The sequence below is a fragment of the Pseudomonas sp. ZL2 genome, assembly GCF_054788455.1.
The window spans coordinates 62,842-88,573 of the sequence record NZ_JBGOGX010000023.1 but is presented as its reverse complement, the minus strand read 5'-3'; the positions used below and the strand labels follow the sequence as shown (position 1 = coordinate 88,573).

The window sequence follows — 25,732 nt, the reverse complement described above, 5'->3', positions numbered from 1 at the left end:
GATTAAATTCCGAAACCCCTATCTGCGTATGCAGGTAGGGGTTTTGTCTTTCTGGGGTCTGTGGGAGCGGCGTCGCACCGCCGCTCTCACAGGACTGAAAACCAGGCCAAAAAAAACCACCCCGCAGGGTGGTCTCTTCACATCCATTTACCGACTCAGTCGCCGTAATACTCGCAACCACTGGTGCAGGTCTCATGAATGCGCACCTTGGAAAGCTCAGGCAACAGCGGCTTGACCTGGTCCCAGATCCACTTGGCGATCACTTCGCTGGTCGGGTTCTCCAGGCCAGGAATATCGTTCAGGTAGTTGTGGTCCAGTTGCTCGTACAGCGGCTTGAAGATCGCCTTGATCTCGGAGAAGTCGCGGATCCAGCCGGTATGTGGATCGAGCGGGCCAGTCAGGTGCAGGGCAACCTTGAACGAATGGCCGTGCAGGCGACCGCACTTGTGCCCTTCAGGCACGTGGGGCAGGCGGTGGGCCGATTCGAACGTAAACTCTTTAAAGATTTCCACGATGTCTTGACTCAGTAAACCAATGCTGGCGGCCAGTTTACCAGCATGGTCACTTCAGTGGTTGCAGATGCGCGTGCAGCTTGCCGGTTTCTATCAGCTCGAGCAGCTCATCGCCCAGGCGCTGGCTTTCGGCCATTGCCTTGTGCCAATAACGCTGACGGCTGCCAGCATCGCCCATGAAGCGCTTGAAGTCGCTACGATCCGGCAGCTTGCCGAAGGGCAAGCTGGCCAGATACTGCGGCGAGGGTGCAAGTAGCAGCACGTTGCGCAGCCGATCAGCATCGCCACGGCGCCACGGCAGGGCCTTGTCGAACCAGCCGGGGATGACCTTGTCGGTGAAGTGCGGGTAGAGCACCAGGTCATTGCCGGCGTAGGGCAGGTCCAGGTGATAGTCCAGCAAGCCGCCATCCCGATAGGTTCCCTGGCCCACGCCCGGAATATCGCGCACACCTTCCATGACCATGGGGATCGACCCGGAAGCCAGCAGGGCATGGCGCAAATTGGCGACGTCCAGGTGCAGGCAGCGCGACGGGAAGTCAGTCAATGGCTGCAGTGGCGGAGCACTGCGGGCATCATGAAGAATGATCCGCTCGAAGTGACGGGACAGGCGCGGGCGGCCGATCAGGTTGTCGGCGATCACAGACGACAGGCCCATGCCCAAGCGTCCGCGATGATCGTGAGCAAGCAATCCACGGCTCTTCACCACCATGATGTTCAGGCGATAGTCAGCACTTTCGAGGATCTGCGCGTCGCGTCCTTCGAGCAATTCATCGAGCATGCGCTCGCAGCTGCGGCTGACTTCGGCTTGAGTCACACCCTTGGCAAAGTCTTGTTCGGTGTACAGCTGCCCCAAGCGCCGCAGGGCCTGGGCCGGGTTGGGCAGGCAGGCACTGGCGAAGCGCCAGGAGCCGATCGAGGCACCGATCAGCGCCCGTTCACGCGGTGCGCCGGGCAACCACTGGCCGAACAATGCCAGGTCCAGCCCTTGGATGCCCAAGGCCTTGGGGCCGCCCGCAGCGCCTGGCAACACACCCACATCCGCTGCCTGCAAGCCACCTTCGCGTATGCGTTGCAGGGCACGGCTACCAGCCTTGAGGGTCAGGGCCGGGTACTTGATATGGATTGCGCTCATACGGGCCTCGCTGTGTTGAGCCGCAATTATAAAGAACAGCGTCCAGATGTGGGGCTGGGCTGCGCTATCATGTCGCCAGTTGTTTTCAGCTTCAATTAAGTTCGGTTGGGTACTTTAGGCCCCGTAGAAACATTTTTGATCTCAACGGAGAGACACCATGAAAACTTTGACTGCCCTGTTCGCCACTGCTGCCCTTGCCCTGAGCGCCAACGTTGCGCTGGCTAAAGACATTCCGACCAATGAAGTGGTCAAGCTGGTTCAGGCCAAGACCATCATGTCCCTGGACGACTTGAACGCCAAGGCGCTGGCCAAGCACCCAGGCGCTACCATCAAGGATTCCGAGCTGGAGGACGTCTACGGCCGCTATGTCTACAAGGTAGAACTGCGTGACGCCCAGAACGTCGAATGGGACGTTGATCTTGATGCCAAGACCGGTGAAGTCCTCAAGGACGCCCAGGACACCTGATGAGCCCTTGCATGCGAACAGCACAGACACTTCTTATTGCGCTGTTGGCCCTCTGCTCGCTGGCTTCGGCCCGTGACCTCGATCAGGATGAAGCCCTGCAACTGCGGGAGCGGGGCATCATCCTGCCGTTGGAGCAACTGCTTAAAGACGCCCTGGGACGCTATCCCGGGGCGAGGTTGCTGGAGGCGGAGCTGGAAGAGAAACACGACAGATACGAGTACGAGGTCGAATTGCTGACCCCTGAAGGCGTAGTGCGCGAGATCAAGCTCGATGCTACCAATGGAGCGCTGCTCAAAGACGAGGAAGATGACTGATGCGCCTGTTACTGGTCGAGGACAACGTGCCGCTGGCAGATGAACTGACCCAGAGCCTGCAACGCCAGGGCTATGCGGTCGACTGGCTGGCTGACGGCAGGGATGCGGTCTACCAGGGTAGCAGCGAACCTTACGACCTGATCATTCTGGACCTCGGCTTGCCCGGCTTGCCGGGCCTTGAAGTGCTGGCCCAGTGGCGTGCATCGGGGCTGTCGACACCGGTGTTGATCCTCACTGCGCGTGGGTCCTGGGCCGAGCGCATCGAGGGCCTCAAAGCCGGCGCCGATGACTACCTGAGCAAGCCGTTTCACCCGGAAGAACTGCAGCTGCGCATCCAGTCGCTGCTGCGTCGTGCCCGTGGCCTGGCCAACCAGCCGACCCTGGAAGCCGCCGGCCTGCAACTGGACGAAAGCCGCCAGTGTGTGACCCGCGCCGGTGTCGACATCCAGCTCACCGCTGCCGAGTTTCGCCTGCTGCGTTACTTCATGCTCCACCCGCAACAGATCCTCTCGAAAAGCCACCTGGCCGAGCACCTCTACGACGGTGAAACCGAGCGCGATTCCAACGTCCTGGAAGTGCACGTCAATCACCTGCGCCGCAAGCTCGGCCGCAGCGTGATCGAAACCCGCCGCGGCCAGGGTTATCGCTATGCCGGGAGCAGCGAGTGAAGTCGATCCAGGCACGCTTGAGCCTTGGCCTGATTGCGGTACTGGTGCTGGTCGGGCTGGTCCTGGCCCAGCTCAGCCTGTGGCTGTTCGAAGCCGGGCTGCAACGCTACCTGGAGACCGGCCTGCGCAAGGAAAGCGAAAACCTGCTGGTGGCGCTGGTGCGCGGCCAGACCGGCCTTGAACTGGATGAGCGACGGATTTCCTCGGCCTACAAGCGGCCGTTTTCCGGCTATTACTTTCGCATTGATTTCGACGGCGGCAGCTGGCGATCGCGTTCGTTGTGGGACATGGACATGCCAGCGCCGCAAAGCCCCGGTCTGCACACCGGACTGGAACTGGGGCCTGAAGGCCAGCAACTGCTGGTACTGCGCGCCGATTACCGGCGCCTGGGTCAGGCCATTTCCATCAGCGTCGCCCAGGACTACACCCCGGTACGGGATGGCTTCAGGCGCATGCAGCAGATCGGCCTGGGCCTGGGCCTGGTCGCGCTGTTGCTGATCCTGGTGCTGCAACGCATCACCGTGACGCGCTCTTTGCGCCCACTGGAGCGTGCCCGCGAACAGATCGCCCAGCTGCAGCAAGGCCAGCGTTCGCAGCTCGATACTCAGGTACCGACAGAACTTGAGCCCCTGGTCGCGCAGATCAACCACTTGCTGGCCCACACCGAAGACAGCCTGCGCCGTTCACGTAATGCCCTGGGCAACCTCGGTCATGCCCTCAAGACGCCTCTGGCGGTGCTGCTCAGCCTGGCCTCCAGCGAACGCCTCAAGGACCTGCCGGAAGTTCGTGCCCAGTTGCGCGACCAGCTCGAGCAGATCCAGCAGCGCCTGAGCCGCGAGCTCAACCGCGCGCGGCTGGCCGGTGACTCATTGCCGGGCGCGCAGTTTGATTGCGATGCCGAATTGCCAGGGCTGCTATCGACCCTGGGCATGATTCATGGCGAAGGCCTGGAGCTGAGCAAGCATGTGCCGCCGGGTTTGCTCCTGCCTTGGGACCGTGAGGACCTGCTGGAGCTGTTGGGCAACCTGCTGGACAACGCCTGCAAATGGGCGGACAGCGAAGTGCAGTTGAGCATCGAAGAACAGCCGCAACACTATTGCCTGTGGATCGACGACGACGGTCCCGGCATCCCGGAGACGGCCCGTGAACAAGTTCTCGAGCGCGGTACCCGGCTTGACGAGCAGGTCGATGGCCACGGCCTGGGCCTGGGTATCGTGCGCGACATCGTCGAGGCCTGGGGCGGGCAGATGCGTTTGCTGGAAAGCCCGCTGGGTGGTTTGCGGGTCAGCATCGAGCTACCGCGCAAGGTCAGATAGCATCGCGGGGCAAGCCCGCTCCCACAGACTTTGTGGGAGCGGCGGTGCGGCGATCCGACTTGCCCCGCGATGAGGTCTGCAAATTCTAATCGCGCCGCACCTGCCCATACGCCTGACTAATCCGGTCAATCACCATCGCCAGCGCCACAATCGCCAACCCGGCCTCCACCCCTTTGCCGACATTGAGTGTCTGAATCCCCGCCAGTACATCTTCCCCCAACCCGCGCGCGCCAATCATCGAAGCGACCACCACCATCGACAGCGCCATCATCACCGACTGGTTGAGCCCGGCCATGATGCTCGGCATCGCCAGCGGCAGTTGCACCCGCCGCAGTCGCTGCCAGCGACTGGCCCCCAGGCCGTGAGCCGCCTGGGTCAGGCTCGGGTCGATCTGGCTCAGGCCCAGTTCGGTCAGGCGGATCAAGGGCGGCAGGGCATAGATCAGGGTGGCGAAGATGGCCGGCACCTTGCCTAGGCCGAACAGCATCAACACCGGGATCAGGTAGACGAAGCTGGGCAGGGTCTGCATGACGTCGAGCACCGGCATCAGCAGCTTGCGCGCCAAGGGCCGGCTGGCCAGCAGGACGCCCACCGGGATGCCGATCAGTACGCACAGGCCGGTGCTCACCAGCACCAGCGCACAGGTTTGCAGGAGCTTGTCCCACAAGCCGACCACGCCGATCAGAAACAACAGGCCGCTGAGCACCAGGGCACGGACGACACTGCGGCTGGCGTGCCAGGTCATCAGTGCGACGATCACCAGCAACAGCCACCAAGGCGTCAGGCGTAGCAGGTTTTCCAGGCCGACCAGTACCTGCAGCAGGCCATCGGAGACATTGCGCAATTGATCGCCGTAAGCCAGTACCAGCCAATCAACGAAGCGGTTAACGGCGTCGGCAAAGGAGAAGTGCAGCGCTTCGGGGAAGCCTCCACTCACAGGCTCGCCTCGACCTTGCCCGCGATCTCGGCGGGTAGCCAGGCTTTCCAGATGTTCGGGTTATCGCGCATGAACCTGAGCGCTGCCTCCTTGGGCGCCTCGCGCTTTTCGCTCATCTGCGCCAGGGTCTTGTTGAGGGTGTCGATAGGCAGGTCGACCTTGGCGAAGAACTCGACCAGTTCCGGATAATCCTTTTTGAATGGCGCCGAAACACCAATGGACAATTTTGCCGGCAGTGAACGCGTGCCTTGCGGGTGCGGATGGCTGGCGTCGGTCAGGGTCTGCCAGGCCTCGGCATTGAACGGCGGTTCCTCAAGGCGTACCAGGTCGAAACGCCCCATCAGCGGGGTAGGGCTCCAGTAGTAGAACAGCACCGGTTTGCCACGGCGTATGGCCGAGGTGATTTCGGCATCGAGTGCGGCGCCCGAGCCACTGCGAAAGTTCACGTAGTCATTGTGCAGGCCGTAGGCCTTGAGCTTCTGGCTGTTGACGGTCTCGGAAGTCCAGCCGCTGGGGCTGTTGAGGAAGCGGCCCTTGTCGGGGGATTCGGGGTCCTTGAACACGGCCTTGTACTGTTTGAGGTCGGCCACCGAGCGCAGATTCGGCGCCAGATCCTTGATCACGTACGCCGGCACATACCAGCCCTCATCGGCATTCTTCACCGTATCGCCGATGCTGAACACCTGGCCGGCCTGCTCGGCCTTGATCCAGGCGGGGCTGCGACCGGCCCATTCTTCGCCGATGACCTGGATGTCGTTACGGGCCAGGGCCACTTCCATGCTCACGGTGCTGCCGGGCAGGGTGTCGGTGGGGTAGCCGTAGCCTTTCTCGACGATCAGCCGCAGGATCTCGGTGGTGAGGCTGCCGCTTTCCCAGGTGATGTCACCGAAGTGGATGGGCGTGGAGTTGTCGGCGGCGTGGCTGGAGGGTATCAGAGCCAGCGCAAGGAGAGCGCTGGCCAGCAGGGTAGTGATCGGCTTCATTGTGCCTCGCTCGCAGGGTAGGGAGTCTGGCAAGTGTAGTAGAGGAGAGCCGGCAGGTTTTTGTGGGAGCTGGCTTGCCAGCGATGAGGCCTGCATGAGGCTCCACCAGCGAGCGCTTTGCGCTCGATCGCTGGCAAGCCAGCTCCCACGGGGTTACACCCGGAACTGATCCATCAGCCCCTGCTGCTGGTTGGCCAGGCTGTTGAGCGACTGGCTGACCCGCGCCGATTCGTTGGCCTGTTCCGACAGCGACTCGGTGACGTCACGAATGGTCGCCACGTTGCTGTTGATCTCTTCGGCCACCGCGCTCTGCTCTTCGGCGGCGCTGGCGATCTGCAGGTTCATGTCGCTGATCACCGTGACCGCATCGCCGATCTGCTGCAGGGCCGTGACCGCCTGGCTGACCTGCTCGACGCTGCCCTGGGCCTGGCGATGGCTGCTGTCCATGGCGCCGACCACTTCACGGGTACCGGCCTGCAGCTGTTCGATGACCTGGCGGGTTTCTTCCACCGATTCCTGGGTGCGGCGGGCCAGGTTGCGGACCTCGTCGGCCACCACGGCAAAACCACGACCGGCTTCACCGGCACGGGCGGCTTCGATGGCGGCGTTGAGGGCCAGCAGGTTGGTCTGCTCGGCGATCGAGCGGATCACTTCCAGCACCGAACCGATCTTCTCGCTGTTCTCGGCCAAACCTTCGACCTGGCCCATGGCGGTACTCATGTCGGCGGCCAGGGTGTCGATGCTGCTGGTGGTGCGGTCGATCACGGCCAGGCCCTGGCGGGTGGCCTGGTCGGCGTCACGGGCTGCCTGGGCGGCTTGCGCTGCGCTGCGGGCGACGTCCTGGGCGGTGGCGCTCATTTCATGGGAGGCGGTGGCCACCTGGTCAACCTGGCGATACTGCTGCTCCATGCCGGCACTGGTCTGGGTGGCAATGGCCGAGGACTGATCGGCAGTGTCACGGGCGGCCTGGACCGAGCGTTTGACTTCGGCAATGGTCGGCTGCAGCTTGTCGAGGAAGCGGTTGAACCAGCCGGCCAGCTCACCCAGTTCATCGCGCTTGTCGTAGGTCAGGCGGCGGGTCAGGTCGCCTTCGCCGCTGGCGATGTCCTTGAGCATGGCCGCGACGCCGAGGATCGGCCGGGTCACGGTGCGCGCCATCAGCCAGATTAGCAGCAGGCCGACGATAGCCGCCAGCAGGCCCAGGCCCAGCTCCATCAGGGTGCCGCTGGTGTTGCGCTGGTCGAGCTCTTGCTTGAGGGCTTCGGCCGGGCCGGTCAGGGCGCTTTCCGGCACATCGAGCAGCACGCCCCAGGGTTTGCCGCCGGGGATCGGCGCGAACGAGGCCAGCACTTTCAGGCGCTGGTTGTGGTGGATGCTGTGCAGCGGAGTGCTATCGCCGAGCAAGCGGATCAGCTCGGCGCCTTTTTCCATGTCGACCTGGTCAAAGCGCTGGGCCAGCTTGCTGGCGTCCGGGCTGTAACCGGCCAGCAGGCCCACGGGGCTGAGAATGCCGACCTGGGTCTGGCCCTGGTAAAGGTTGCGGCTGGCCTGTTGGCTCATGGCCTGCAGGCTGTTGAGGTTGATGTCGATGGACAGGGTGGCGATGACCTTGTCGGCCGCCATCAGCGGGAACACGATGCTGGTCATCAGCACCTGCTGGCCGTTGATTTCATAGAAGTAGGGCTCGATCACACAGACCTTGCGGGTCGTGCGCGGGCACACCGACCAGGTGTTGGCCGGCTCGCCGCTGGGGCCGATGCTGGTGTCGTTCATGTCGCGCTCAGGCAGCGCCATTGAGGTCAACTGGCCCGGGGTCGGTTGCGACCAGTACAGGGCAAAGCGGCCTTTCTCGTTGCTGCCCAGTTCTTTCTGGTCGACGAACAGCGAGTCCTTGTTGTCCAGCGCGTTAGGCTCGAACACCAGCGACAGGCCGAGCAGGTCGGGGTTGGCCTGCAGCGCGGCGCGCACCTGGCGGGTCATGTCTTCGCGCAGGTCGAAGGCATCGAGGAAGCGCTTCTCGGCCTGCTCGCGAAGGAACAGTACCTGGCGGGAGAAGCCGGCACCGTACTGGTAGGCATCCATGAACTGGCGACGGATGTTCAAGGCCTGGACTTCACCCTGGGACTCGATGCGTCCCTGGGCCGCTTCAGTGAGCATCTGCATGCTGCTGGCCTTGACCAGTTGCGTGCTGTGCTCCATGCGGTACAGCGAGAGTCCCACCAGCAGGGTAACGATGCCGGCCAGGCACAGGCCGGCCAGCAGGGTGATCTTCCACTGAATGGAAAGTTGTCTGAACGACATGGCGAAGTCCTTTGATCCTGAAAGATTGAGGCTGCCGACTATATCGGCTGCGATGCCGTTTTCTTTATTCAAACGTTCAATTGAAATGCGTCGTTTTCGGTCACGGAAGCGACTGATTGTCGCAGGCGCGAAATCCCGTTTTTTTGACAAGCGCGGGGGTCTGCTTCAGAGTGTGCGCCCTCCATAAAAATACCTGTCGTTCGGCCACTGCTCCCGAGCAGTCTGTCGCCGGATCGGTCGCTTTTTGTCTGGTTTCTAGAGGTCACAGAATGAATGCAGTAATTGCCGCGGTCGGCATCATGCTGGTATTGAGCCTGTCCCGCGTGCATGTGGTGATTGCCCTGATCGTGGGTGCCCTGGCGGGTGGGCTGGTCGGCGGCCTGGGCATCGAAGGCACGCTCAAGGCCTTCAACGGCGGGCTGGGTGGCGGTGCCACGGTGGCGTTGTCCTATGCTCTGCTCGGCGCCTTCGCCGTGGCCATCGCCAAGTCGGGCATGGCCCATGCCCTGGCTGATCGTGCCTTGGCCATGATCGACCGGCAGGGGCACAGCAACGGCGGCAAGGTCAAATGGCTGCTGATCGGCCTGCTGTTGGTGGTGGCAATTTCGTCGCAGAACATCCTGCCGATCCATATCGCCTTCATTCCGTTGCTGGTGCCGCCGCTGCTGTATGTGCTGACCAAGCTGCAGATCGACCGGCGCTTGGTGGCCTGTGTGATGACCTTCGGCCTGATCACCCCGTACATCTTCCTGCCGGTGGGCTTTGGCAACATATTTCTCAACCAGATCCTGCTGGGCAGTGTCAGCCGCAGCGGCGTGGATGTCAGTGGCGTCAACGTCACCCATGCCATGGCCATCCCGGCGGCGGGCATGCTCTTCGGTTTGCTGGTGGCGGTGTTCATCAGTTATCGCAAGAAGCGCGTGTATGACCTGGAGAAAATCGAGCAGGTCGAGCAGGTGGCCGTGAGCTACAACCCGCTGACCCTGCTGGTAGCGGGCTTCGCCATTGCGGCGGCGTTCATCATCCAGTTGTGGCTGGACTCGATGATCATCGGCGCCATGGCCGGCTTTCTGATCTTCTCGGTGTCGGGCATCGTGCGCTGGAAAGACACCGACGACCTGTTCACCGAAGGCATGAAGATGATGGCCATGATCGGCTTCATCATGATCGCCGCCTCGGGCTTTGCCGAGGTGATGAAAGCCACTGGTGAGGTCAAGACCCTGGTCGAGGCCTCGGCGGCCTGGATCAATCACAGTAAAGGCATCGGTGCACTGCTGATGCTGCTGGTGGGGCTGCTGGTGACCATGGGCATCGGTTCGTCGTTCTCCACCGTGCCGATCCTGGCGGCGATCTTCGTGCCGCTGTGCGTGCAACTGGGCTTCGATCCCGTAGCGACCGTGTGCATCGTCGGTACTGCCGGTGCCCTGGGCGACGCCGGTTCACCCGCGTCGGATTCGACCCTGGGGCCGACCTCGGGCCTGAACGTCGACGGTCAGCACCACCATATCTGGGACACTGTGGTACCGACCTTCATCCACTACAATCTGCCGTTGCTGGCGTTCGGTTGGCTGGCGGCGATGATGCTCTAGGGCTGCGCAGGGGCTGAGCGCAAGGCTCAGCCTTTGGCGGGTGGCGGCGAGATGCGGTTAAGCACCATGTTGCCGCTCTTGTTCTGGGTCAGGTACACCGGCAACACCTTGGGCAGGGTACTGACCAGACGCTTGATCTCGCTGGTGTTGTAGATGCCGCTGATGCGAATGCTACCGGTGCTGGTGTCAGCCAGTTGCAGGGGTTTGTCCAGGTAGCGGTTGATCATCGGCAGGGCCTGGGCCAGGCTCTGGTTGTCAAGGATCAGCTTGCCATTGCGCCAGGCCAGGCTGTTGTCCTGGCTGTAGGTCTGATCCAGATGCGGTTCGTAATCACCCGCCCGGTAGCTGGCCTGCATGCCCGGGCCAAGGCGGTAGCTGCTGTCGCTGGCCTTGCCGTCACTGCTGACCAATACCGAACCTTCCACCAGGGTCACCTTGACCTGATCGTCATACTTCCACACGTTGAACTGGGTGCCGGTGACCCGGGTCCAGCCATTGGCCGCGTGCACCACGAAGGGATGCTGACTGTCGTGGCTGACCTTGAAGAAGGCTTCGCCCTTGATCAGCGTGACCCGACGCTCGTCCTTGTAATTGGTGAAACGCAGTTCGGTGTTGAGGTTGAGTTCGACTTCGCTGCCGTCGCTGAGCACTACGCGGCTCAGATGCTCACTGCTTTCCAGGTATTGATAGCTGTTGGGCAGCCAGCCTTGCTCCCAACCGATCCAGGCGCCAGCCGGCAGGGTCACCAGGGCGATGGCTGCGGCCGTGGCGAATCGCTGCCAGGTGCCGCGGCGGCGCTGAGGCAGGGGCACGACGTTGTCGGGGAAGGTGCGGGGCAGATGGTCGGCGGTCTGCCAGATGTCCACCATCGCCTGGTATTCCTGCAGGTGCAACGGATGAGCCGTCAGCCATTGCTCGAACGCCAGCCGCTCGGCGGCGGTGCAGTCTTCAGCTTGCAAGCGCAGGCACCACTGCGCAGCGGCATCGGTGATGGCATCATGTTCGGCGGCGCTGAGACTGGTGTGGTTCATTGAAACTCCCGGTTTTGTCCATTCTACCTTGCAGGGTAGGTGGCCGAGAACCGAGATAATGGCGAATGACTATCAGTTGTAGGTTTTTTTACCGCCAAAACCCCGTAAAACCACGGATTTGACAATGATTGCTTACAAAATCACGGACGAAAGGTAGGCCTGCGCCACCGGGCAGCAGCGCAGGCCGTTCTTCAGAACTGCGCGGCGTCAAGCTCGAACAACGAGGCACTGCCGGCACGAATGCTGGCTTGCAGCGACAGCGTCCGGGGCAACAGGCGTTCGAAAAAGAACGCCGCGCTGGCGAGCTTGGCGCCGTAAAAGGCCGGGTCTTGCACCAGCGCGTCGCGGGCGACCGCGGCCATGCGCGACCACATGTAGGCGTAGGCGACGTAGCCGAACAATTGCAGGTACTCCACAGATGCCGCGCCAATGGCATTCGGGTCGCGGCTCGCTTGCTCGCACAGCCACTGGCTGAGGTCCTCCAGCTCGTCCAGGGCGTTGAGCAGCGGCTGGCGAAAAGGCGGTTCGGTTGCGCTGAACTGGCGAATCTGCGCGGCGAAGGCCGCCAGCGCCTGGCCACCATCGGCCACGACCTTGCGCCCGAGCAGGTCCAGGGCCTGGATACCGTTGGTGCCCTCGTAGATCTGTGCGATGCGCACATCGCGCACCAGTTGCTCCTGGCCCCATTCGCGAATGTAACCATGGCCGCCGAACACCTGCTGGCCGAGCACACAGCTTTCCAGGCCGTTGTCGGTAAAGAAGGCCTTGGCCACCGGGGTCAGTAGCGCCACCTGACGTTGCGCCGCGTCGCGTTCATCGGCGTCTTCGGCGTACTTGGCGATGTCCAGTTGCTGGCCGACGTAAGTGGCGAAGGCGCGTCCGCCTTCGGTGAGGGCGCGCATGGTCAGCAACATGCGCCGCACATCCGGGTGGACGATGATCGGGTCGGCAATCCGCTCCTTGTCCTGGGCACCGGTGGCTGCCCGGCTTTGCAGGCGCTCACAGGCGTAGCGGGCGGCGTTCTGGTAAGAGGCCTCGGCACAGCCGATACCCTGGATGCCGATCGACAGGCGTTCGTAGTTCATCATCGTGAACATCGCCGCCAGGCCGCGGTTCGGTTCACCGATCAGGTAGCCGGTGGCGCCGTCGAAGTTCATCACGCAGGTGGCCGAGGCCTTGATGCCCATCTTGTGTTCGAGCGAGCCACAGCTGACCGCGTTGCTCTGGCCCAGGCTACCGTCGGCATTGACCAGGCGCTTGGGTACCAGGAACAACGAGATGCCCTTGGGCCCGGCCGGCGCATCCGGCAGCTTGGCCAGCACCAGGTGGATGATGTTGTCAGTCAGGTCCTGGTCGCCGCCAGTGATGAAGATCTTGGTGCCGCTGACCTTGTAGCTGCCATCGGCCTGGGGCTCGGCCTTGCTGCGGATGATGCCCAGGTCGGTACCGGCGTGGGGCTCGGTCAGGCACATGGTGCCGGCCCACTGGCCACTGTAGAGCGCCGGCAGGTAAGTGGCCTTGAGCGCGTCGCTGGCGTGGGCGTCGATCGCCAGGCAGCAGCCGGCGCTCAGGGCCGAGTACAGGCTGAAGCTGCAGTTGGCGGCATAGAGCATCTCTTCGAACTGCACCGCGAGCATCTTCGGCATGCCCAGGCCGCCAAATTCCGGGTTGCCGGCCAGGCCCACCCAGCCGCCGTCGCGGTAGGTCTGCCAGGCCTGGCGAAAGCCGTCCGGGGTGCGCACTGCACCGGCCTCGAACGCCACGCCCTGTTCATCGCCGCTGCGGTTGAGCGGGGCGAGCAACTGGCCGGTGATTTTCGCCGCCTCTTCGAGGATGGCCGTGGCGGTGTCGGCATCGACCCGCTCGGCCAGGGCTGGCAGGCGCGCCCACAGGGCCGGGCCATGGAACACTTCATGAAGGACAAAGCGCATGTCGCGCAGGGGAGCATTGAATTCAGGCATGGCAGTTCTCGCAGTCAAAAGGGGTCAGAGCGCCTTGGCCCAGTCGCGCAGCAGGTACTTCTGGATCTTGCCGGTAGAGGTCTTCGGCAATTCGCTGAACACCACGGTTTTCGGCAGTTTGAAGCCGGCCAGGTGCTCGCGGCAAAAGGCGATGATCTCGGCTTCGCGGGTGCCCTCGCAGCCGGCCTTGAGGGTGATATAGGCGCAAGGGGTTTCCCCCCATTTGTCATCCGGGCGGGCGACCACGGCGGCTTCGAGTACCGCCGGGTGCTTGTACAGGGTGTCTTCGACCTCGATGGTGGAGATGTTCTCGCCGCCGGAAATGATGATGTCCTTGAGCCGGTCCTTGATTTCCACGTAGCCGTCGGCATGCCACACCGCCAGGTCGCCAGTGTGGAACCAGCCGCCACGGAAGGCTTCGGCGGTGGCTTCGGGGTTTTTCAGGTAGCCCTTCATCACTGTGTTGCCGCGCATGAAGATCTCGCCCAGGGTGTTGCCGTCGCGCTGTACCGGCTCCAGGGTCTGCGGGTCGGCGACCATCAGGCCTTCGAGGGTCGGGTAGCGCACGCCCTGGCGCGATTTGATTCGCGCCCGTTCGGCCAGCGGTTGTTCATCCCATTCAGCGTGCCAGGCACAGACCGTCACTGGGCCATAGACCTCGGTCAGGCCATAGACGTGAGTGACCTTGATGCCCATTTCTTCCACCGCGCCGATGACCTTGGCCGGCGGCGCCGCGCCGGCGACCATGGCATTGACCGGGTGATCGATCGCCGCCTTGGCCGATTCGGGCATGTTGATCAGCGCATTGAGCACGATCGGCGCACCGCACAAATGGCTGACCTGATGTTCGCGGATCAGGGTGAGGATCTTCTGCGGGTCGACCCGGCGCAGGAACACATGGGTGCCGGCCAGGGCAGTGACGGTCCAGGGGTAGCACCAGCCGTTGCAGTGGAACATCGGCAGGGTCCACAGGTACACCGGGTGGTTGCCCATGGCCCAGGTCATCTGGTTGCCGAGGGCGTTGAGGTAGGCGCCGCGGTGGTGATAGACCACGCCCTTGGGGTTGCCGGTGGTGCCGGAGGTGTAGTTCAGCGAGATCGCCTGCCATTCGTCTTCGGGCCAGTGCCAGGCGAACTCGGGGTCACCTTCGGCGAGAAAGGCTTCATAGTCCAGGTCGCTGACCGCCTGGCCTTCGCCGTACTCCGGGTCATCGACATCGATCACCAGCGGCGGGTATTCCATCAGCGCCAGGGCCGCTTCAATGACCTTGTGGAACTCGCGGTCGCTGATCAGTACCTTGGCTTCGCCGTGCTCGAGCATGAACGCGATGGCCTCGGCATCCAGGCGCACGTTGAGGGCGTTGAGCACGGCGCCGATCATCGGCACGCCAAAGTGCGCTTCGAGCATGGCCGGAATGTTCGGCAGCATCACCGCCACCGTATCGCCCTGACCGATACCGCGCCCGGCCAGGGCGCTGGCCAGGCGACGGGAACGTTCGTAGGTCTGTTGCCAGTTGCGCCGGATCGCGCCGTGGATCACCGCCGGGTACTGGCCGTAGACGGCGGCGGTACGCTCGATGAAACTCAAGGGGCTCAAGGCAACATGATTGACAGGGGCGGGCGCCAGGCCCTGGGAGAAAATCGACATGAGGTCGTCCTGTGCAGGAGGCAGTCGCCCGTGGCGAACTGAAACCTCCGATGGCTGATTGTTAGCTCTGATCAGGTTTCGTGAAGGGCAGGCCCTTCCGCTGTCGCAAGTTTTACGCGAATGGCTATGGTAACTGGAAGATAGACTATAGCAATATGGTATAAATACTATAAAAGCCCTGAGGCGCCGCTTTGGATACTTCTTTCACCTTGCTGCTGGCCAAGGATCCGCAACCGAGCCTGTTGCTGGATGCTTCAGCCAGCGTACTGGCCAGCAACCCGGCCTTGCAGGCGCTGCTCGGGCCCTGGCCGCAGCGTGACGTCGAGCACTGGCTGCCGAGCAACTACCGGGCACTGGTGCGCGCCTGCCTGGAGCAAGGGCGGGCGATCAATGAGGTCGAGGCGCCGGTGGCCGGGCAGATCCTGCTCTGGACCTTCATCCCCGATGACGCCGCCCAGCAGGTGCTGGCGCGTTGTCGTGATGCCACCCTGGAGCGCCAGGGTGAACGTGACGCCAGCCAGGCCCGGCGCCTGTACCGGCTGATCACCGAGAACACCACCGACCTGATTTCCCGGCACACGCCTGACGGCAGTTTTATCGATGCCTCGCCCGCCGCGTTCCGCCTGCTGGGCTACTGGCCGGAAGAACTGCGCGGAGTGCAAGTGCAGTCGTTGTTCCATCCCCAGGATCGCCAGCAATCGTTGTTGCAGGCATCCCAGGCGCTGGAGCAGGACGGCTACCAGACCATGACCTGCCGGGTGCGGCACCGTGACGGGCGTTACCTGTGGTTCGAGATCGCCAGCCGCGCCATCCGCGAAACCTATACCGGTGCCGTGGTGGAGATTGTCAGCGTCTCGCGGGACATCAGTGTCCGTATCGAAGCCCAGGAAAACCGCCGGCGCCTGGCCGAGGTGGTCGAAGCCAACACCGACCTGGTGCTGTTCAGCGACCGCGACGGCCGGCTCAGCTACCTCAACCGCTCGGCGCGGCGGACCCTGGGGTTGCAGGGGGTAGAGCCGCTGCCCGGGTTGCACGCCTTGCTCGACCCGCAGCTGCAGCAGCGCTTGCACAGCGAAGGCTGGCAGCGTGCCGAGCAGCACGGCGTGTGGCAGGCCGAGGCGCGGCTGATCCCGCACCAGGGCGGCGCGGCGTTTCCGGTATCGCTGGTGTTGCTGGCCCATCGCGCTACCGGTGGTGAGCGCTACTACTCGCTGGTGGCCCGCGACATGACCGAGCGTGAACTGCGCGAAAGCCAGCAACGCCGCCATCAGGACGAACTGGCCCACAGCGCCCGGCTGATTACCCTGGGCGAGCTGGCCTCGGGGATTGCTCATGAAATCAACCAGCCGCTGGCGGCGGTGGTCAACTATGCCAGTGCCAGCCAGCGTTACCTGCAAGCCGTGGAGCGCGATCCGCAGGCCGCGCAACGCGTCGCCCAAGGCTTGCAGCGCATCAATGAACAGGCGACCCATGCCGCTGAAGTGATCAAGCGCTTGCGCGCCTTTTTGCGCAAGGAACCGCGACGCCTGCAGGCCTTGGCGATTGCCGATGTCGTGGCTGAAGCGGTACGCCTGTGCGACTGGGAGGCCAGCCGCGATCAGGTGAGCATCGAGCAGCGTGTGGACGAGGGGTTGCCACCGGTGTATGCCGACCGGGTGCTGCTCGAACAGGTGCTGCTTAACCTGTTGCGCAATGCCATCGACGCCAACCGTGACCAGCACGACGGTCAGGCCTCGCGTATCCTGCTCAGCGCCGAGCTTGCGGCGGGCTGGCTAACGATCCGGGTCAGCGATCAGGGGCCGGGGGTGGCGGCCGAGCGCCTGGATGGCATCTTCACCCCGTTCAACACCAGCAAGCCGGACGGCCTGGGTTTGGGCCTGAGCATGAGCCGCAGTATCGTCGAAGGCTTTGGCGGCACCTTGCAGGCACAGCCTGGCGAGGCGGGCGGATTGATCTTGTGCTGTCGGCTGGCGCCGGTGGCAAACAGTGGGGAGTGATATGCAGGAACCGCGGGTGTATGTGGTCGATGATGATCAGGGCATGCTCGATTCGACCGTGTGGTTGCTCGAGTCGGTGGGCTTGCAGGCGCTGCCGTTCACCAGTGGCCAGGCGTTTCTTGACGCCTGCGACGGCCATGTGCCGGCCTGTGTGCTGCTGGATGTGCGCATGCCGGGGATGGGCGGCTTGAGCGTGCAGGACGCGTTGCGTGCGCGGGGGATCGATTTACCGGTGATCTTTGTCAGTGGCCACGCCGATGTGCCGATCGTGGTGCGGGCCTTCAAGGCCGGGGCCTGCGATTTCATCGAAAAACCCTACAACGATCAGTTACTGCTCGATAGCGTTCAGGACGCGCTCGGGCAAGTGCGCCATGCCGGGCCGCTGGAAGCGGTGCAGGCGCGTGTCGACAGCCTCACGCCCCGCGAACGTGATGTGTTCCTGCCGCTGGTGCAGGGCTATACCAATCGGGAAATTGCCGAGCAGCTGGAGGTCAGCATCAAGACGGTCGACCTGTATCGCTCGCGGGTGATGAAGCGCATGCAGGCCGATCACTTGCCGGCGCTGGTGGGGATGGCGATTGCCTGCGGGCTGGTACAGCCGTTGAATTTGCGTTGACTGGATCGCGGGGCAAGTCGGCTCGCCCCGCGATGGGTATTAAGGTCTGCGCCCCAGCAACAAACCGACCACCAGGCCGAACCCCGCGGAAATCGCCACCGTCTGCCACGGATGGCCACCGATGTAGTCCTGGGTGGCATCCACCACTGGCTGCGCCTTGCTGCGCATGCTGGTGACCGCATCACGGGCCTGCTTCAATTTCAGTCCGATCTGGGCGCGCAGGGTTTCGGCTTCTTCGCCAACCAGTGCGGCACTGTCGTTCAGTAGTTTTTCCGACTCTTCGATCAACGCCTGCAGTTCACTGAAAGCCTGATCCTTGATTTGCTCGGCATCGCTTTGCACGGTGGTTTTCCTGGCCATGGGCGCTTCCTCGTCAGTTGATGGCATTGAACAGTGGATGCCGCCGGGCGCGGAAAGTTGCAGCGGTTTGCCGGGCCCCGGCGGCTACAGTGTAAGATAGCGCCTATTTTCCAGCGGCAGGACACCCCTCATGAGTTTCAATCTGGCCAACAAGAGCTTCGCCGAACGGGCGCAGATCGAGGACGAGAAAGCACGACTGTTCGAGCTCTGGCAGACCAACCTGGGCAAGGCCAAGGCCGACGCCGCCCGGCTGATCGCCGAAAAACCACGGCGCAAGGGCAAGTGGGCCGAATGGGTCCGGGCCGAACTGGACGGCATGTCGCCGCCCGAATACGCCAACATGGTCCGCAGTGAAGTCAACAAGCTGATGGCAGCGGCCAAGTAAGCCTCAGGCGAACACCGCCAGTACCGCTTCACGGACTTTCTCCAGCGCCGGGTCCGGTTGCCCGCCGGTGCGCCAGCCCAGTTCCACCGGATATTGCGGCAAGGCCAGCGGGCACGGCAGCACCACCAGGCCGGCGGTTTCGGCAATGGTCCGGGCGGCATGGCCGGGCAGGGTGGCCAGGCGCTCGCTGCCCTTGAGCAAGTAAGCCAGGGCAGCAAAATGGCTGGTCGACGCCGCCACCCGGCGACTCAAGCCCAGTTCGGCCAGTGCCTCGTCGACGATGCCGATAAACCCCCCTGATGACACCAGAATCTGCTCCCGCGCCACGAACTCATCCAGGCTTAATGCGCTTTGCCCGGGCGCCATGCTGTGCGGGTCGAGCAGGCACAGATAATCCCCTTCATCGAGCACCCGGCGGCTGAGCAGGCGGGCGGAAAACCCGCCTGAGGCCAGCGCCAGATCAAGGCTGCGATCAAGTAAAGCGCGGGCGACGATCTGGCTGTGAGTCTGGCGAAAGATCAGCCGCAGGCCCGGCGCCAGCCGTTGCACCTGCTCGATCAAGGCCCGGCCGTAGGCAATCTCGAAATCATCGGAGAGGCCCAGGGTCACTGCCCGGCCTTCGAACTGTTCGGCTTGCGGATCGAGCAGGGCCAGGCTTTGCCGGCATTTGTTCAACGCTTCGCTGATCAGCGGCTTGAGCTGGTTGGCCCGCAGGGTTGCTGCCAGGCCACGCCCGGTGCGCATGAACAGCGGGTCGCCATAGACCTCGCGCAAACGCCGCAAGGCAGCGCTGACTGCCGATTGGGTCAGGCCCAGGCGTACGGCAGCGCGGCTGGCGCTGACTTCGTCGTGCAGGGCTTCGAAGACCTTGAGCAGGTTGAGGTCGATGTCGGTGATATTTGCAGGATTCATATCATTCAGAAACGAAGTGGGCTTTATTCATGATTGGTCCGGCGCCGACAATCTGCAATACCCATCGCCCACCCGGAGCACCCGCTAATGACCAAGTCCGTCGTCGCCGCCTTGCAGATCGGTTCATCGCCTGAAGGCAAAGCCCATACCCTGGAGCAGATCCTTGCGTACGAGCAGGCCATCAGTAACGCGGGCGCCAGCCTGGTGGTGATGCCCGAAGCGCTGCTGGGCGGTTATCCCAAGGGCGAGACCTTCGGTACGCGCCTGGGCTACCGCCTGCCCGAAGGCCGCGAAGCCTTCGCCCGCTACTTCGCCAATGCCATCGACGTACCCGGCAGCGAGACCGAGGCCCTCGCTGGGTTGTCGGCGCGTACCGGCGCCAGCCTGGTGCTCGGGGTGATCGAGCGTAGCGGCCATACCCTGTATTGCAGCGTGCTGTTCTTCGAGCCCGAGCAGGGCCTGGTGGCGGTGCACCGCAAGCTGATGCCCACCGGTACCGAGCGGCTGATCTGGGGCCGTGGCGACGGCTCGACCTTGCCGGTGATCGAAGGCCGTGCCGGGCGTATCGGCGCTGCGGTGTGCTGGGAAAACTACATGCCGCTGCTGCGCACAGCGATGTACGCCAAGGGCGTGGAGCTCTGGTGTGCACCGACGGTGGACGAGCGTGAGCTGTGGCAGATGAGCATGCGCCATATCGCCGCCGAAGGCCGTTGCTTCGTGATCAGTGCCTGCCAGGTGCAGGACTCGCCCAACGCGCTGGGCATCGAGGTCGCCGACTGGCCGGGCGAGCGCCAGCTGATTGCCGGGGGCAGCGTGATCGTCGGGCCGCTGGGTGAAGTGCTGGCCGGGCCATTGGTCGGTGAGCGCGGTCTGCTGTGTGCCCAGATCGACACCGCAGAGCTGGTGCGCGCCCGCTATGACTTCGACGTGGTCGGCCATTATGCGCGGCCGGACATCTTCGAGCTGAGCGTGGATGAGCGCAGCAAGCCCGGCGTGCGCTTCATCAACCAGGGCTGAGCGCTGGCCGGTTGTGGCAGGTTGAGCCGGCCGCTGTCGCTGAAGCGCCGGGTGCCGAAGGCGCCGCCGGCCAGCTTGCCGCGCACCGTGTAGGGCAGACCGTCGAGGCTGCGCACCTGGCTCAGGCCCACAGCCTGGCGCAGCACCGAGAACGCGGTGATGCTCACCGGCACCACCAGCACGCCTTCGCTGAAGCGGCCGATGCTGCCGCTTTGATCACTCACGCCAGCTGCCAGCGGCTGGCCGTTGACCTCAAGGTTGAGGGCGATGCCGTTGTAGTCGATCGCGGTTTCATTGGGGTTCTGCACGCGGATCTTCACCGCCATGCGCAGCTCCAGGTCCTGGCCGGGCAGGGGATCGATACCGATCACGCTGATGTTCACCGGGTCGCGGGACTGGAACAGGGCGCAGGCGTTCAGGCCGCCGATCAACAGCAGGGCCAGGCAAAGGCGTAGGAATCGGGTCACAGGCACAGCTCCAACGCAGGAGAACAACTCCGAGTGTGGCAAATGCACAGCGGCGTTGAAAGTGCTGTGCGTTATGAAAGATACTTGTTCTCATTAACGCCCGCTAATTCCTCCCACTGGCCCATCGAATCCTTCATGTTGACGTCTCCCGTGTCCGGACTGCTTTCAAGCTTCCAGGAACATTACGATGACCTGCTGCAGTTCCTGACCCGGCGCATGAGCGACCGGCAGCGGGCCGCCGACGTCGCCCAGGAAACCTACCTGAAGCTGGTGAAGATCGAGCAGCAGGAGCTGCCGGTGCTGCATGCGCGCAGCTTCATCTTTCGCGTGGCCGGCAACCTGGCGATCGATACCCTGCGCCGCGAGCAACGCATGAGTGCCAACCTCGACGACAGCGAAGCGGCGCGCCAGGTGCCGTGCCCGGCGCCAGCGCCGGAAGCGGCGTTGCTGGCCAGTGAACGCCTGGAGCTGCTCGATGAAGCCTTGCTGCAATTGTCGGCCAATGCCCGTCAGGCGTTGCTGCTCAACCGCGTCGAAGGCCTGACCCAGGCGCAGATTGCACAACGGCTGGGCGTTTCCGAGAGCATGGTGGCAAAATACATCGGCCAGGCCCTGCGCCATTGTCGCGACTGGCTCAAACACAACCATGACTGATGCCCTTGCCATGCCCGCGCCGCAGCCGATCAGCGATTTGTCCGATGATGCCCTCGACTGGCAGGTACTGCTGCATTCGGGCAACGCCAGCGCCAGCGACCAACAACGCTACCAGCGCTGGTGCGCGCTGAGCCCGGCTCACGCCGAGGCCGCGAGCGAAGCCGAGGCGTTGTGGGCGGACCTCGGGCAGACCCGCGCGGCGGCTGAAGTCGTAGCGACGGCGCCACGTCGGCGGCGCTGGGGCTCGAAAATTGCCGCTTCGCTGGTGCTGGCGCTGGTCGGATATGGCAGTGTGCAGCAGGCACCAGCCTTGCTTGCCGACTACCACACCGGGGTTGGCCAGCAGCAACGCATCACCCTGGCCGATGGCTCGCAGGTCACCCTCAACAGTGGCAGCGCCTTGTCGGTGGATTTCAGCCGTGGCGAGCGCCGCGTTGTCCTCAAGGCCGGCGAGGCCTTGTTCGAGCCGGCCGCCGACCCGCGGCCGTTCGTGGTCGATGCCGGGGCTGAGCCCGTGCAGGGCAGCGCCGCGGTATTCAGTGTGCGCCGTGACGGTGCACGCAATCGCGTGGTGGTTGCCCAGGGCCAGGCGCGGGTCGGCGGGCAATTGCTGGAAACATCGCCCGATGCCCGGGCGCAAACCGCCTGGCAGCGCGGCAAGCTGATCTTCAACGGCAAGCCGCTGCGTGAAGTACTGGCCGAGCTTGAGCGCTATCAGCACGGGCGTATCGTGCTGTCTGACCAGCAACTGGCGGCGCTGCAGGTCAGCGGGGTGTTTGACCTGAACGACCCTGAGGGGCTGTTGCGCACCCTTGAGCAGCGCTATGCATTGAAGGTTACCTACCTGCCCTGGCTGGCGGTGGTGTACTGACGGGTCTCATCGCTGGCAAGCCAGCTCCCACAGGTATTGCATGCACCGTACCTGTGGGAGCTGGCTTGCCAGCGATAGGGTCGTAACTGCGCAAAAAATATTTTCAAATTCCCACTGCAAGTTCTTCCCCGCCCAATCGTCGTAGTGAGACTGATCAGCAATCCATTCTCATTTACAACCATTTGCCTGGAAGACAACAGTGAAGGGTCCGCTCAAGCCAATCGCCCGTTCCACCGGTTATTTCAAACACGCCCTGCTGGCCTCCACTGCCGTTGCCGCATTGCTCGGCACGCTACAAGTGCACGCTGCCGATGCGGTAAATGCCGCCAGCACCCAGCAGGAACGTGAAGTATCCCTGGACCTGCCAGCGCAGAGCCTCGACCAGGCCCTGACCGCCTTCGCCGACCAGGCGGGCCTGCACCTGCTGTTTACCAGCCAGGACGTGGCCGGCCGGCAAAGCCCGGCGCTCAATGGCCGCTACAGCATCGCCCAGGCCCTGCAAAGCCTGCTGGCCGGCAGCGGCATGAGCTGGCAGTTCAGCGAGCAGAACACGGTGATCCTGCGCAAGAGCGCGGCGGCGCAAAGTGTCAGCCTCAAGCCCATCGAAGTCAGCGTGGCCTCGCGTACCAGCACCTCGATCAGCGAAATCCCCGGCACCGTCTGGGTGGTCGACCAACAGCAATTGCGCGAGCAGATCGACAGCGGCGTCAGCCTCAAGGAGGCCATCGGCAAACTGGTACCGGGCCTGGACCTGGCGCCGGAAGGGCGCACCAACTACGGCCAGAACATGCGCGGGCGCAACGTGCTGGTGATGATCGACGGCGTCAGCCAGAACAGCTCACGCGGGCTGTCGCGCCAGTTCGACAGCATTTCGCCGTTCAACGTCGAGCGCGTCGAAGTGCTCTCCGGCGCCAGCGCCATCTATGGCGGCGGCGCCACCGGCGGGATCATCAACATCGTCACCAAGAAGGGCGAGGCGGGGCCGGCGCGCTTTGAAACCCAGCTGGGCGCCAGCAGCGGATTCAACAACAGCGACGACCTGTCGACCCGCATCGCCCAGTCGATCAGCGGCGGCAACGAGCGCGTCAACGCGCGCCTGGGCGTGTCCGCCGAGCAGAACGAAGCCTTCTACGACGGTGCCGGCGACCAGATCTTCATCGACAACACCCAGACCGACCTGCAGTACAACCGCACCATCGACGTGCTCGGCAGCCTGGGCCTGAAATTCAACGACGAGCAGAGCCTCGACCTGCTGGCCCAGTACTACGACTCGGGTAACCACGGCAGCACCGGTATCTACTTTCCCAACCTCAACTACAACGGCCCATCGGACCTGGAAGATGCCGAGCTGCGTGGTGGCTATTCCACCGACCTAGAGCCGCGCACCAAGCGCCTGCTGCTCAATGCCAACTACCACCACAGCGATGTGCTCGGCCAGGACTTCTACCTGCAGGCCTCGTACCGCAAGGAAGACGACAACTTCTATCCGTTCCCGTACTACAACACCGGCAAACCGGCGGGCTCCAAGGGCGTGTACTTTGCCGCTTCGCAGCAGAACTTCGAGGTCAGCAGCCTCAAGGCGCTGTTCGCCAAGCAGTGGGACAGCCTCAAGCTGACCTACGGCGTGGACCTGGACCGCGAGCGCTTCAATGCCGACCAGACCACCTTCGATGCCCTGACTTCATCCGAAAGCGGCGGCCTGGACCTGGATGAAGCCAGCAAGGCGGCGCGCTACCCCAGCTACCGGGTCGATGGCATTTCGGCCTACGCCCAGCTGGACTGGAAGGCGACCGATAACCTGACGGTTTCCGGCGGCGCCCGGCGCCAGCAGATGGACGTCGATGTCGGCGCTTTCAAGAGCGTGCCCGGCGGCAACAACGACTACCAGGTCAACCTGTTCAACCTTGGCGCCATCTACGACTTCAAGAACGGCCACCAGGTCTGGAGCAACTACGGCGAAGGTTTCGACCTGCCGGACCCGGCCAAGTACTACGGCAAGCCGGGCCTGAGTGTCGAAGACAACCCGCTGGCCGGGATCAAGAGCCGCCAGGTGGAACTGGGCTGGCGCTATGCCGACCTGGACTGGGACGCCCAGGCGGCGGTGTACTACATCTGGTCGGACAAGATCATCACCACTGACATGGCCACCCTGACCATCAACGTCGAAGAACAGAAGAGCCGCGACTTCGGCTTTGAAGGCGCGCTGACCCGCCACTTCGAAAGCGGCTGGGAGGCCGGCAGCACCCTGCACCTGGTGCGCTCGGAAGAGGAAGACAAGGACGGCGACTGGATCAAGCGCGATGCCCGTTATGCGTCGCTGTCCAAGTCCACTGCCTTCGTCGGCTGGAAGGGCGATGGCCGTAGTGCACGCCTGCAGGCCAACCACGCCTTCACCCTCAAGGACGATGCCGATCACACGATCAGCGGCTACACCACCTTCGACTTGCTGGGCAGCCAGGACACCGGCTTCGGGACCTTCAGTGCCGGCATCCAGAACCTGCTCGACAAACAGTACAGCACCGTCTGGGGCCAGCGCGCGACGCTGTTCTATTCACCGACCTACGGCCCGGCCTACCTCTACGACTACCAGGGCCGTGGCCGCACCTACACTCTGACCTGGTCGCTGGCCTACTGAGTCAGGCGAAGGCTGCCAGCAGGTCGGCTGCGAAGGCCTGCTGGGCGTCGCTGGGCACCTGGGCGCGATGGCGCACCAGCACGAACGGCACGGTGAAATCCAGCGCCGGGTCCAGGCCCTGCAACAGGCCGCGCTCAACCCAAGGCTCGGCGTAGTGGCAGGGCAGGTAGCCGATGTGCTGGCCGGAGAGGATGAAGGTCAGGGCACCGTCCACCTGCTCTGAACGGGCTGCGCCACTGGTGCCGTCAAAGGGCTCCTGGCGGCTCTGGAAACGGTAGGGGTGTTCGACCTGGTCGGCCTGCTGCAACGCCTCCAGGCTAACGTCCGGCTGGCCGGCCAGCGGATGATGGCTGGCGCAATACAGGCGCTGGTTTTCTTCGAATAACGGCGTGTAATCGAACGCCGCCTGTTTGCCGGAAAAATAGCCGATGGCCAGGTCCAGGCGTTGCTGCAACAGTTGACGCTCAAGGTCTGCCGGCATGGCGCTGACCAGTTCCAGGCGCACCGACTCGTCACGCTGGCGAAAGCGCTCGATGGCCCGCGCCAGGCGCAAGGTCACGGTGCTTTCCTGGGCTTCGGAAATGCCGAGGCGCACCTCGCCGAGCAAACGCCCGGCGACGCCATTGGCCTGATGGCGAAACGCCTCGATCTGCACCAGCAGTTCGCGAGTGGCCTTGAGCAGCACTTCACCCTTGGCGGTCAGGCGAAAGCCGCCCTTGCCGCGGCTGCACAAGCGATAACCCAGACGGGTTTCCAGGCGCGCCATCTGCTGGCTGATGCTTGGCTGGCTCAGGCCCAGCACGCCCTGGGCGGCGCTGAAGCCACCGGCCTCGACTACAGTGACGAACAGCCGCAGCAGATGCAGGTCGAGGTCGTGCAGTTGTCCCAACATCAAACATTGCTCCCGATGAATGTCAGGTTAATTGACTTGCCATTTTAGTAATGTAACCCGGCAGGCATG

23 protein-coding genes and 1 pseudogene are annotated in these 25,732 nt (G+C 63.6%); 12 read left to right on the top strand and 12 right to left on the bottom strand.

Features of this window, described 5'->3' with window-relative positions; all coding sequences use genetic code 11:
• Positions 1 to 155: 155 nt before the first annotated feature.
• Together queD and ABM562_RS16955 are read right to left on the bottom strand one after the other, a co-directional pair.
• A complete protein-coding gene (gene queD, locus ABM562_RS16960; RefSeq protein ID WP_010226613.1) occupies positions 156 to 512 on the bottom strand; it encodes a 6-carboxytetrahydropterin synthase QueD in 357 nt (118 codons plus the stop codon).
• 49 nt (positions 513 to 561) lie between these two features.
• Positions 562 to 1,644, bottom strand: coding sequence for a patatin-like phospholipase domain-containing protein (locus tag ABM562_RS16955; RefSeq protein WP_460422696.1), 1,083 nt, complete (start codon positions 1,642 to 1,644; stop codon positions 562 to 564).
• A 157-nt stretch (positions 1,645 to 1,801) separates the two neighbouring features.
• Here ABM562_RS16955 and ABM562_RS16950 point away from each other — a divergent pair, with 157 nt between their 5' ends.
• From ABM562_RS16950 to ABM562_RS16935, 4 genes are read left to right on the top strand one after another with little or no spacing between them, the layout of a single operon-like run.
• The gene (locus ABM562_RS16950) at positions 1,802 to 2,110 is read left to right on the top strand and encodes a PepSY domain-containing protein (RefSeq protein WP_045201338.1); all 309 of its coding nucleotides are present in this window, start codon (positions 1,802 to 1,804) and stop codon (positions 2,108 to 2,110) included.
• Positions 2,110 to 2,424 carry a PepSY domain-containing protein gene (locus tag ABM562_RS16945; protein ID WP_115087843.1) on the top strand — a complete coding sequence of 105 codons (315 nt, stop codon included), beginning with the start codon at positions 2,110 to 2,112 and terminating at the stop codon, positions 2,422 to 2,424. Before ABM562_RS16950 ends, ABM562_RS16945 begins: the two co-directional genes overlap by 1 nt.
• Positions 2,424 to 3,092, top strand: coding sequence for a response regulator transcription factor (locus tag ABM562_RS16940; protein ID WP_460422694.1), 669 nt, complete (start codon positions 2,424 to 2,426; stop codon positions 3,090 to 3,092). The genes ABM562_RS16945 and ABM562_RS16940 overlap by 1 nt, the downstream gene beginning before the upstream one ends.
• Positions 3,089 to 4,408 carry a sensor histidine kinase gene (locus ABM562_RS16935; protein ID WP_460422692.1) on the top strand — a complete coding sequence of 440 codons (1,320 nt, stop codon included), beginning with the start codon at positions 3,089 to 3,091 and terminating at the stop codon, positions 4,406 to 4,408. The genes ABM562_RS16940 and ABM562_RS16935 overlap by 4 nt, the downstream gene beginning before the upstream one ends.
• An 85-nt stretch (positions 4,409 to 4,493) precedes the next feature.
• On the opposite strand, the gene ABM562_RS16930 is transcribed toward ABM562_RS16935, so the two are convergent.
• The 3 genes from ABM562_RS16930 to ABM562_RS16920 all read right to left on the bottom strand — a co-directional run bounded on the left by ABM562_RS16930 (position 4,494) and on the right by ABM562_RS16920 (position 8,629).
• Positions 4,494 to 5,345, bottom strand: coding sequence for an ABC transporter permease (locus ABM562_RS16930; protein WP_460422690.1), 852 nt, complete (start codon positions 5,343 to 5,345; stop codon positions 4,494 to 4,496).
• Complete coding sequence (locus ABM562_RS16925) at positions 5,342 to 6,328, bottom strand: ABC transporter substrate-binding protein (protein WP_233674779.1); 987 nt, start codon at positions 6,326 to 6,328, stop codon at positions 5,342 to 5,344. Before ABM562_RS16925 ends, ABM562_RS16930 begins: the two co-directional genes overlap by 4 nt.
• A 153-nt stretch (positions 6,329 to 6,481) precedes the next feature.
• Positions 6,482 to 8,629 (bottom strand): methyl-accepting chemotaxis protein, encoded by a 2,148-nt coding sequence (locus ABM562_RS16920; protein ID WP_115087838.1) that lies wholly within the window; start codon positions 8,627 to 8,629, stop codon positions 6,482 to 6,484.
• Positions 8,630 to 8,898: 269 nt separating this feature from the next.
• On the opposite strand from ABM562_RS16920, the gene ABM562_RS16915 reads away from it, so the two are divergent.
• Positions 8,899 to 10,218 (top strand): Na+/H+ antiporter family protein, encoded by a 1,320-nt coding sequence (locus tag ABM562_RS16915; protein ID WP_115087837.1) that lies wholly within the window; start codon positions 8,899 to 8,901, stop codon positions 10,216 to 10,218.
• A 26-nt stretch (positions 10,219 to 10,244) separates the two neighbouring features.
• On the opposite strand, the gene ABM562_RS16910 is transcribed toward ABM562_RS16915, so the two are convergent.
• The 3 genes from ABM562_RS16910 to ABM562_RS16900 all read right to left on the bottom strand — a co-directional run bounded on the left by ABM562_RS16910 (position 10,245) and on the right by ABM562_RS16900 (position 14,857).
• Positions 10,245 to 11,249, bottom strand: coding sequence for a FecR family protein (locus tag ABM562_RS16910; RefSeq protein WP_115087836.1), 1,005 nt, complete (start codon positions 11,247 to 11,249; stop codon positions 10,245 to 10,247).
• A gap of 191 nt (positions 11,250 to 11,440) precedes the next feature.
• Positions 11,441 to 13,210, bottom strand: coding sequence for an acyl-CoA dehydrogenase C-terminal domain-containing protein (locus ABM562_RS16905; RefSeq protein ID WP_115087835.1), 1,770 nt, complete (start codon positions 13,208 to 13,210; stop codon positions 11,441 to 11,443).
• Positions 13,211 to 13,234: 24 nt separating this feature from the next.
• A complete protein-coding gene (locus ABM562_RS16900; protein ID WP_115087834.1) occupies positions 13,235 to 14,857 on the bottom strand; it encodes an acyl-CoA synthetase in 1,623 nt (540 codons plus the stop codon).
• Between the two features lie 191 nt (positions 14,858 to 15,048).
• On the opposite strand from ABM562_RS16900, the gene ABM562_RS16895 reads away from it, so the two are divergent.
• Both ABM562_RS16895 and ABM562_RS16890 read left to right on the top strand, forming a co-directional pair.
• Positions 15,049 to 16,854, top strand: a complete 1,806-nt coding sequence (locus tag ABM562_RS16895; protein WP_115087833.1) for a PAS domain-containing sensor histidine kinase — start codon at positions 15,049 to 15,051, stop codon at positions 16,852 to 16,854.
• Between the two features lies 1 nt (position 16,855).
• Positions 16,856 to 17,470 (top strand): response regulator transcription factor, encoded by a 615-nt coding sequence (locus ABM562_RS16890; RefSeq protein ID WP_115087832.1) that lies wholly within the window; start codon positions 16,856 to 16,858, stop codon positions 17,468 to 17,470.
• Positions 17,471 to 17,509: 39 nt separating this feature from the next.
• On the opposite strand, the gene ABM562_RS16885 is transcribed toward ABM562_RS16890, so the two are convergent.
• Complete coding sequence (locus ABM562_RS16885; protein ID WP_460422686.1) at positions 17,510 to 17,830, bottom strand: ElaB/YgaM/YqjD family protein; 321 nt, start codon at positions 17,828 to 17,830, stop codon at positions 17,510 to 17,512.
• Between the two features lie 130 nt (positions 17,831 to 17,960).
• On the opposite strand from ABM562_RS16885, the gene ABM562_RS16880 reads away from it, so the two are divergent.
• Entirely contained in the window at positions 17,961 to 18,215 is a 255-nt protein-coding gene (locus tag ABM562_RS16880; RefSeq protein ID WP_010226580.1) for a hypothetical protein, read from the top strand.
• A gap of 3 nt (positions 18,216 to 18,218) precedes the next feature.
• On the opposite strand, the gene ABM562_RS16875 is transcribed toward ABM562_RS16880, so the two are convergent.
• Positions 18,219 to 19,127 (bottom strand): LysR family transcriptional regulator, encoded by a 909-nt coding sequence (locus tag ABM562_RS16875; protein WP_460422684.1) that lies wholly within the window; start codon positions 19,125 to 19,127, stop codon positions 18,219 to 18,221.
• Between the two features lie 87 nt (positions 19,128 to 19,214).
• On the opposite strand from ABM562_RS16875, the gene ABM562_RS16870 reads away from it, so the two are divergent.
• On the top strand, positions 19,215 to 20,144 hold the full coding sequence (locus ABM562_RS16870) for a carbon-nitrogen hydrolase family protein (protein WP_115087829.1): 930 nt from the start codon (positions 19,215 to 19,217) through the stop codon (positions 20,142 to 20,144).
• Here the strand turns inward: ABM562_RS16870 and ABM562_RS16865 are convergent.
• The gene (locus tag ABM562_RS16865) at positions 20,066 to 20,611 is read right to left on the bottom strand and encodes an LEA/WHy family protein (RefSeq protein ID WP_460422682.1); all 546 of its coding nucleotides are present in this window, start codon (positions 20,609 to 20,611) and stop codon (positions 20,066 to 20,068) included. The genes ABM562_RS16870 and ABM562_RS16865 overlap by 79 nt on opposite strands.
• Positions 20,612 to 20,746: 135 nt before the next feature.
• Between ABM562_RS16865 and ABM562_RS16860 the strand changes: the two are divergent.
• The 3 genes and pseudogenes from ABM562_RS16860 to ABM562_RS16850 form a co-directional block, all read left to right on the top strand.
• Positions 20,747 to 21,250 (top strand): annotated as a pseudogene (locus ABM562_RS16860) (RNA polymerase sigma factor); the annotation flags it as partial.
• Between the two features lie 7 nt (positions 21,251 to 21,257).
• Positions 21,258 to 22,136: a FecR family protein gene (locus tag ABM562_RS16855; RefSeq protein ID WP_233674777.1), complete on the top strand. Its 879-nt coding sequence runs from the start codon at positions 21,258 to 21,260 to the stop codon at positions 22,134 to 22,136.
• 199 nt (positions 22,137 to 22,335) lie between these two features.
• Complete coding sequence (locus ABM562_RS16850) at positions 22,336 to 24,771, top strand: TonB-dependent receptor (RefSeq protein ID WP_460422680.1); 2,436 nt, start codon at positions 22,336 to 22,338, stop codon at positions 24,769 to 24,771.
• Position 24,772: 1 nt separating this feature from the next.
• On the opposite strand, the gene ABM562_RS16845 is transcribed toward ABM562_RS16850, so the two are convergent.
• Positions 24,773 to 25,663, bottom strand: a complete 891-nt coding sequence (locus tag ABM562_RS16845) for a LysR family transcriptional regulator (RefSeq protein WP_460422678.1) — start codon at positions 25,661 to 25,663, stop codon at positions 24,773 to 24,775.
• Between the last annotated feature and the right edge of the window lie 69 nt (positions 25,664 to 25,732).

Bases quoted from the DNA above. Each gene is read 5' to 3' on its own strand.
- ABM562_RS16955 (WP_460422696.1), bottom strand. From the start codon at position 1,644: ATGAGCGCAATCCATATCAAGTACCCGGCCCTGACCCTCAAGGCTGGT.
- ABM562_RS16890 (WP_115087832.1), top strand. From the start codon at position 16,856: ATGCAGGAACCGCGGGTGTATGTGGTCGATGATGATCAGGGCATGCTC.
- ABM562_RS16915 (WP_115087837.1), top strand. From the start codon at position 8,899: ATGAATGCAGTAATTGCCGCGGTCGGCATCATGCTGGTATTGAGCCTG.
- ABM562_RS16905 (WP_115087835.1), bottom strand. From the start codon at position 13,210: ATGCCTGAATTCAATGCTCCCCTGCGCGACATGCGCTTTGTCCTTCAT.
- ABM562_RS16940 (WP_460422694.1), top strand. From the start codon at position 2,424: ATGCGCCTGTTACTGGTCGAGGACAACGTGCCGCTGGCAGATGAACTG.
- ABM562_RS16920 (WP_115087838.1), bottom strand. From the start codon at position 8,629: ATGTCGTTCAGACAACTTTCCATTCAGTGGAAGATCACCCTGCTGGCC.
- ABM562_RS16945 (WP_115087843.1), top strand. From the start codon at position 2,110: ATGAGCCCTTGCATGCGAACAGCACAGACACTTCTTATTGCGCTGTTG.
- ABM562_RS16950 (WP_045201338.1), top strand. From the start codon at position 1,802: ATGAAAACTTTGACTGCCCTGTTCGCCACTGCTGCCCTTGCCCTGAGC.
- ABM562_RS16925 (WP_233674779.1), bottom strand. From the start codon at position 6,328: ATGAAGCCGATCACTACCCTGCTGGCCAGCGCTCTCCTTGCGCTGGCT.
- ABM562_RS16880 (WP_010226580.1), top strand. From the start codon at position 17,961: ATGAGTTTCAATCTGGCCAACAAGAGCTTCGCCGAACGGGCGCAGATC.
- ABM562_RS16885 (WP_460422686.1), bottom strand. From the start codon at position 17,830: ATGGCCAGGAAAACCACCGTGCAAAGCGATGCCGAGCAAATCAAGGAT.
- ABM562_RS16845 (WP_460422678.1), bottom strand. From the start codon at position 25,663: ATGTTGGGACAACTGCACGACCTCGACCTGCATCTGCTGCGGCTGTTC.
- ABM562_RS16870 (WP_115087829.1), top strand. From the start codon at position 19,215: ATGACCAAGTCCGTCGTCGCCGCCTTGCAGATCGGTTCATCGCCTGAA.
- ABM562_RS16855 (WP_233674777.1), top strand. From the start codon at position 21,258: ATGACTGATGCCCTTGCCATGCCCGCGCCGCAGCCGATCAGCGATTTG.
- ABM562_RS16875 (WP_460422684.1), bottom strand. From the start codon at position 19,127: ATGAATCCTGCAAATATCACCGACATCGACCTCAACCTGCTCAAGGTC.
- ABM562_RS16910 (WP_115087836.1), bottom strand. From the start codon at position 11,249: ATGAACCACACCAGTCTCAGCGCCGCCGAACATGATGCCATCACCGAT.
- ABM562_RS16900 (WP_115087834.1), bottom strand. From the start codon at position 14,857: ATGTCGATTTTCTCCCAGGGCCTGGCGCCCGCCCCTGTCAATCATGTT.